Consider the following 6,000-nt stretch of genomic DNA (forward strand, 5'->3'; position numbering starts at 1 on the left):
GAGTTCAGTTCGAATCGACGCGGAGGTCGTGGACGTGTTCGCCGACGAAAAGCCGTAGTCGGCCGACGTCACCGTACCCACTGGGTTCGTGCGCGAACAGTCGGTCGTCGGTGGAGAGCGAGAACGAGACGGTCGTGCGTTCACCGGGGTCGAGTTCGACACGTTCGAACCCCTTCAGTTCGCGCACGGGCGTCACGACCGAACTGAACTCGTCGCACGCGAACAACTGGACGACCTCACTTCCGCGCCGGTCACCCGTGTTTTCGAGCGAAACGTCCACCGTCACCGGTTCGTCGGGACGAATCACGTCGGACGAGACGTCCACGGAGTCGTACTCGATGGTCGTATAGCTCAGCCCGTGACCGAACTCGAACAGCGGGTCGTACGACGGGGGATGTTCGTCCGCGCCGATGGGATGCGGGTGCGGAAGGTAGTTGAAATACGTCGGGAGGCAGTCCGCCGACCGAGGCATGGAGACGGGAAGCCGACCGCCGGGTTCGCTCTCGCCGAAGAGCGTCCGAGCGATTCCCTCGCCACCGACGGTTCCGGGATAGTACGCCATCAGTATCGACGGTACGGTGTCCGCGAGCCATTGCACGGCGAGCGGTCGCCCCGTGATGAGCACCGCGACGACTGGCGTCCCAGTCTCCTCGACGGCAGCCACGAGTTCACGCTGTGACTCCGGGAGCGACAACTGTGACCGAGTCGGAAACTCCCCAGTCTCACTCGTCGTATCCATCGTCGGTCCGAACTCGTGGAGATACCAATCCTCGCCGAGCGCGAGGACGGCGACGTCCGCGTTCGCCGCCGCTCGCGCTGCCGCGTCGATATCGTCCGGTTCGTTGATACCGCTCCCCCGTTCGTGGGTGACGGTGACGTCCTCACCGACGGCGTCACGAATCCCTTCGAGGACGGTGGTGCCCGGCACGCCGTCGGGGTCGTTGCTGCTCCACCCGCCGAGTTGGTGGACGATTTCGTCCGCGTTCGGTCCGCCGACGAACACCTCGCCGATATCGTCGGAAAGCGGTAGGAGGTCTCCGTCGTTCTGGAGCAGCGTCAGCGACTTTTCGACCGCCTCCCGGGCGACCCGCTGGTGCTCCGAAGAGCCGAGCAGGTCCTCCGCGGTTTCGGGGTCGACGTACGGGTCCTCGAAGAGGCCGAGTCGGAACTTCATCGTGAGGATTCGCTCGATGCTTTCGTCGATCAGGTCCTCCGAGAGTTCACCCTCCTCGGCGAGTTCGAGGACGTGTTCGGCGTGGTCGGTGCCCGCAACCGACGCGATGTCGAGTCCGGCGAGTCGCGTCTGCAGTGCCGCCTCGATGGGAGAGCCTGCGGTACGGTGTTCCGCGTAGAGTTGATCGACCCCGCCCCAATCGGAGACGAGGAGTCCATCGAATCCCAACCCTTCGCCGAGAAGTTCCAGCAGGTAGCGCTGGGAGCCGTGAACCGGTTCCCCGTCGATGGAGTTGTAACACGGCATGACCGATGCGACGTCGGCATCCAACGCTTCCTCGAACGGGGGAAGAAACACGTCGTGAAGCGTCTTCGTTGATATCTCGACCGGCGCGGCGTCTTCGCCGCGAGTCGGGGCACCGTATGCCGGGAAATGCTTGGCCGTCGCGGCGACGGTTTCGGGGCTCGGACCGTCCCCTTGATATCCCCGTACCTTGCTCGCGGCGAACTTGCCGACGAGATACGGGCTTTCACCGAACGTCTCCCCGACCCGACCCCATCGCTGGTCCCGTGCCACGTCACAGGTCGGGGAGTAGTTTTGCGCGGCACCCGTCGCCCGCATCTCCGTTCTCGTTACGGTGGCGACGCGTTCGGCGAGGTCGTCGTCCCACGTCGCCGCCAGACCGAGGTTGTTCGGGAACACCGTCGCCTCCTTGATGTAGGCGTGGCCGTGGATAGCGTCGGCACCGAAGAGGAGCGGGATTCCGAGCCGCGTGTTCTCCTTGGCGTGCCGTTGGAGTTCGTTCGCGGCTTCGATGGCCTCCGAAGCGTGTTCGTTCGGCGAACCGCCCCAACCGAACGGCGCGACGGCACCGACGTGGTGGTCGTCGATTTCGTCGATGACGTCTTCGATTCCGTGTGGCCCATCGTCGAGCGTCCCGATGTACGATCCAGTGAGCTGTCCGACCTTTTCTTCGAGCGTCATTCGGCCGATGAGGTCCGTGACTCGCTCTGCTGTCGAGACCGATGTCTCTGGTGGTGAATGGCTTTCTTCTTGCTCCGCCATGAGCTATATTTTTGTGTGACCTGTTAATAACCTTTTCTTGGGATACCGTCCGCCGCGTACATCGAGTTCGTCGCGTACACAGAGTTCGGTCCCGAACATCCATCCGACGAGGGTCCTCGGGTCGCTACGTGACTACGGACGGTGAGATCCGAGAAATTTCGACACTCACTACCGTCCGGGAATTCCGTCCCAAGACGAGGTGTAATCGATGTCCTCCAGCACGATCCGGACCGCCTCGATATCCTCGTAGACGGCACCCCAACTCCCGATGCTGTACGTTCCGTCCTCGTTCGCCATCTGGACTCGGACGAATCCCGCCAGTTCATCGTACGACGGACGTGTCGTCGAGCGATGCACGGAAGGATACAGTATGTCCGTGACGAGGCCGGTGATCTCGCAGTCCTCGTTACGATCGATCCAGAACCCGTGGACGGTAGCGGTAATGCGTGCGCCGTCGGCTTGGAGGGCGACGGCGTCACGGACGAACTCCTCTAGGGTCATGTAAACGCGTGCGACGTCCGAATCGACGTACACGGTGTCCCAGAGGGACCACAGACAGGTCTGAAAGTACCAGTGGAAGATGAACGAGAGGATGTAATCGTCGATGAGGACGCCGAACGGTCGGTTCGCCCAGTCGTTCGGCGTGAAACACGTCATCGTGCGGTCGACGATGGTCAGGAACGGGCCGGGAATATGACACACTCGAAGCTCCGAGAGGGTTTTTTCGAGGTCGATAGCCGTGAGCCAGTCGTCGGACTCACCGTCGGGATACACGGTGGCCCGCACCACGACATCGCGTTTGCGTGCGTCCTGTAACGCGTTCGTAAGCGCTTCGAACTGCTCGACGGTCACCGAGAGTTGGATGAAACTCTCGGCATCACGGATGAGGTCTCGGGCGCGGTCGATGACGGTATCCTCGTGTTTGACCACGCTCACCATGTGTGAACTGAGCGACGGCCGCCGCCATCGATCCTCGATGGCGTCCGCCGCTTCGTCCATCATCTGGCCACGGGAACGGAGTTTCTGGAGGATCGACACGGGGTCCTTCGGGCGAGCGTGGAGCGTGTCCTGTTCGAGGGTCTCGATGTACCCCTTTTGTTCTAGCGCCCGCAACACGTCGTAGATTTGGGATACCGGGACCGAGCACTGATGTGCCACCTCCACGGCGGATGCCATCCCCTGTTCGAGTAACGTGACGTACGCATCCGACTGATACGCCGTCAACTCCGCTTCCTCGAGGGCTTCCCGGAGCCTGTCATCGTCCATGTCCAATAGACGCGCAGTCCCCACGAATAAATTTTCTCACTGTTTGGAGAGATATTTTCATATAGTTTCGCACGTGATAAACGAATTCGAATTCCGTCTCACGTTCTACAGACCTGGATTCGTATGACGACCGAACCAAGTTATTTCTCGATAATCGACTTTAGAACGACCGTATCCAATCAGATTTAGTTTGAAAGTGGATGTTTGTCTATTGATTCATCGAATAATGAGTATAGAGTATTCAAACCACATATTTTATTATCAAGAGGATTCTATCATTGATAGTAGTATAATGATGGACAATGACAGAGATCTCCGAAACATGATTAATCGTCGGCAATTTGTCGGTCTCACCGGAATGGTAGGTGCGACCGCACTCGCGGGCTGCACAGGTAATTCCGATGATGGCTCCTCGAAGGGCGGTTCTGGCGACAAGAATGTTCACGATGTAAAACACGTGGATATGGCAAATCAAGTGCCACAGAACATTCAGTGGAACATCAGCAACCCGTCGAGCGCCGCACAAATCTCACACTACTACCTCTTCGATGCGTTCGCGAAGTACAATTACGCGAAAAGCAAACTCGTCCCCTACGGCATCACCGATTGGGAGTTCGGTGACAACACGTTCAAACTCACCCTCCGCGACGGCCTCACGTGGGCGAACGGCGACGACGTGACCGCCGACGACATCGTTACCCAACTGAAACTCGGGATGTACACCGGTTCCGGGTACGGGGATTACACGAAATCGGTCGAGGCAAAGGACGACAAGACCGTCGTCATGCACCTCGAAAACCAAGTCAACAAATCCATCGTCAAATTCCAAGTCCTCTCCGACAACCAGATTCGGCAGCCGAAAAGCGTGTTCGGCAAGTACGTCGATAAGATCGAGAAGAACGAGAAGGAAGGGACGCGAGCCCTCCAGGACTTCGCGTGGAAGAAGCCGATTGCGAGCGGTCCCTTCGAGTTCAAGCAGGCGACGACGCAGGAACTGGTGCTCACACGGCGGGACGACCACCCCGACTCGAAGAACATCAACTTCAAAACCTACGCCTTCCGGTACATCAACGGGAACGAGCAGGCTCACCAGTCGATGATCGCCAACCAACTCGACTCGGTGTACAGCATGTTCACGCCGCCGCGAATCGTCAACCAACTCCCGAAGAACTGGCAACAGGTCAAAACCCCGGCGAACTGGGGCTACGGGTTGGTTCCCCAGATGGACCACAAACACACCGGAGACCGCGCCGTTCGACAGGCCATCGCGTACGTCATCAACCGCGATGCGGTCGTGAAAAACGCCGCACCGGAATCGAAACAGGCACCGAAATACTCGATCGGAATTCCGTCGGGCGACCAGGAGCGCATCCTCGGGGATTCGGCCAGCAAGTTCGAAACCTACGGCCAGGCGAGTTCCGAGACGGACAAGGCCGCCAAAGTGCTGAAGAAGGCGGGATACAAGAAACAGGGCGGCAAGTGGCACGACAGCAATGGAGACATCGTCAACCTCCCCGTTCAGGTGCCATCCGACTGGACGGACTGGGTGACCGCGGCCCAAACCATCGTGGACCAGTTGAAGAGCTTCGGGTTCAAATCGTCGGTCGATTCCCGTAGCTACGGGACGCTTTCGGGACAGGTTTGGGCGAACGGGGACTTCGTCCTCGCGTCCGGGTCGTGGCTTCCGGGCGGCGCGCAAGCGTCGTTCCCGTACTTCTCGCTCCGGTACCAGTTGCTGGAGAACAGCGGGTACACGTACAACTACCCGCCAGCGAACCAGAGTCGTGGCGGGAAACACGCCGACGCGACGGTCCCGTCCCGAACCGGTTCGGGCAAGATGACGATCAACCCGGCAAAACGCTTGCAGGACCTCTCACAGGCGACGGACGAGAAGAAGATCAACGAGATCATCCTCGATCTGGCGTGGGTGACGAATCAGGACCTCCCCATCCTCGCCGTCGCAGAGAAACAGGACCAGTCGTTCCTCTCACGCGACCACTGGGAGGTCCCCGAAGACGGCTCCGATATCGAGCAGGTCAAATGGCCCGAATCGTGGGCGGTCCGGTTCGGCAAGAACAACTACAAGCCGTAGTAGTCCAACGGCAGGTGAGTCCCCCACCATCTTTCTTCGGACGGGGCTCGGTATTTCACTACGGCACTCCGGCGGAACGAAAATCTGTGCAAACATTTATTTACGATCGATGTCCAATTTGCATTGGGTATGAGAGACAAATCCATAGGCAGCAGTGACGTATTTAAATATCGGCGCATTCGTATGCCGGAAGATACCACGGGAGGGGTCACACCCGCTGGATGTGGTCTCGACCTCGGTTCGAGGAGTCTTTGCTCCGGATTCGAGCGAACGAACGGGACCGAATATTCGAATTTGGCATGAGAAGTACACGATAGTGATAAGTTTGTAATATGGTCAATTATTACCTGAAACGGACGGGACGAGCGATCTTCACGCTGTGGCTGGTCGTGACGCTCACGTT

3 protein-coding genes are annotated in these 6,000 nt (G+C 59.0%); 1 reads left to right on the forward strand and 2 read right to left on the reverse strand.

What is annotated here, in order from left to right:
• Positions 1 to 4: 4 nt before the first annotated feature.
• On the reverse strand, positions 5 to 2,239 hold the full coding sequence (locus tag NKF26_RS19730; protein WP_253234783.1) for a glycoside hydrolase family 3 N-terminal domain-containing protein: 2,235 nt from the start codon (positions 2,237 to 2,239) through the stop codon (positions 5 to 7).
• Positions 2,240 to 2,407: 168 nt separating this feature from the next.
• Positions 2,408 to 3,505 carry a TrmB family transcriptional regulator gene (locus tag NKF26_RS19735; protein WP_253226391.1) on the reverse strand — a complete coding sequence of 366 codons (1,098 nt, stop codon included), beginning with the start codon at positions 3,503 to 3,505 and terminating at the stop codon, positions 2,408 to 2,410.
• Between the two features lie 463 nt (positions 3,506 to 3,968).
• Between NKF26_RS19735 and NKF26_RS19740 the strand changes: the two genes are divergently transcribed.
• On the forward strand, positions 3,969 to 5,597 hold the full coding sequence (locus tag NKF26_RS19740) for an ABC transporter substrate-binding protein (RefSeq protein WP_253226392.1): 1,629 nt from the start codon (positions 3,969 to 3,971) through the stop codon (positions 5,595 to 5,597).
• Positions 5,598 to 6,000 lie beyond the last annotated feature (403 nt).

It is taken from the genome of Haladaptatus sp. AB618 (genome assembly GCF_024136965.1).
Classification (GTDB): Archaea; Halobacteriota; Halobacteria; order Halobacteriales; family Haladaptataceae; genus Haladaptatus.

What these genes read in the sequence shown, in the direction of transcription:
- NKF26_RS19730 (WP_253234783.1), bottom strand. Translation starts at nt 2,239, where the DNA reads ATGGCGGAGCAAGAAGAAAGCCATTCACCACCAGAGACATCGGTCTCG.
- NKF26_RS19735 (WP_253226391.1), bottom strand. Translation starts at nt 3,505, where the DNA reads ATGGACGATGACAGGCTCCGGGAAGCCCTCGAGGAAGCGGAGTTGACG.
- NKF26_RS19740 (WP_253226392.1), top strand. Translation starts at nt 3,969, where the DNA reads ATGGCAAATCAAGTGCCACAGAACATTCAGTGGAACATCAGCAACCCG.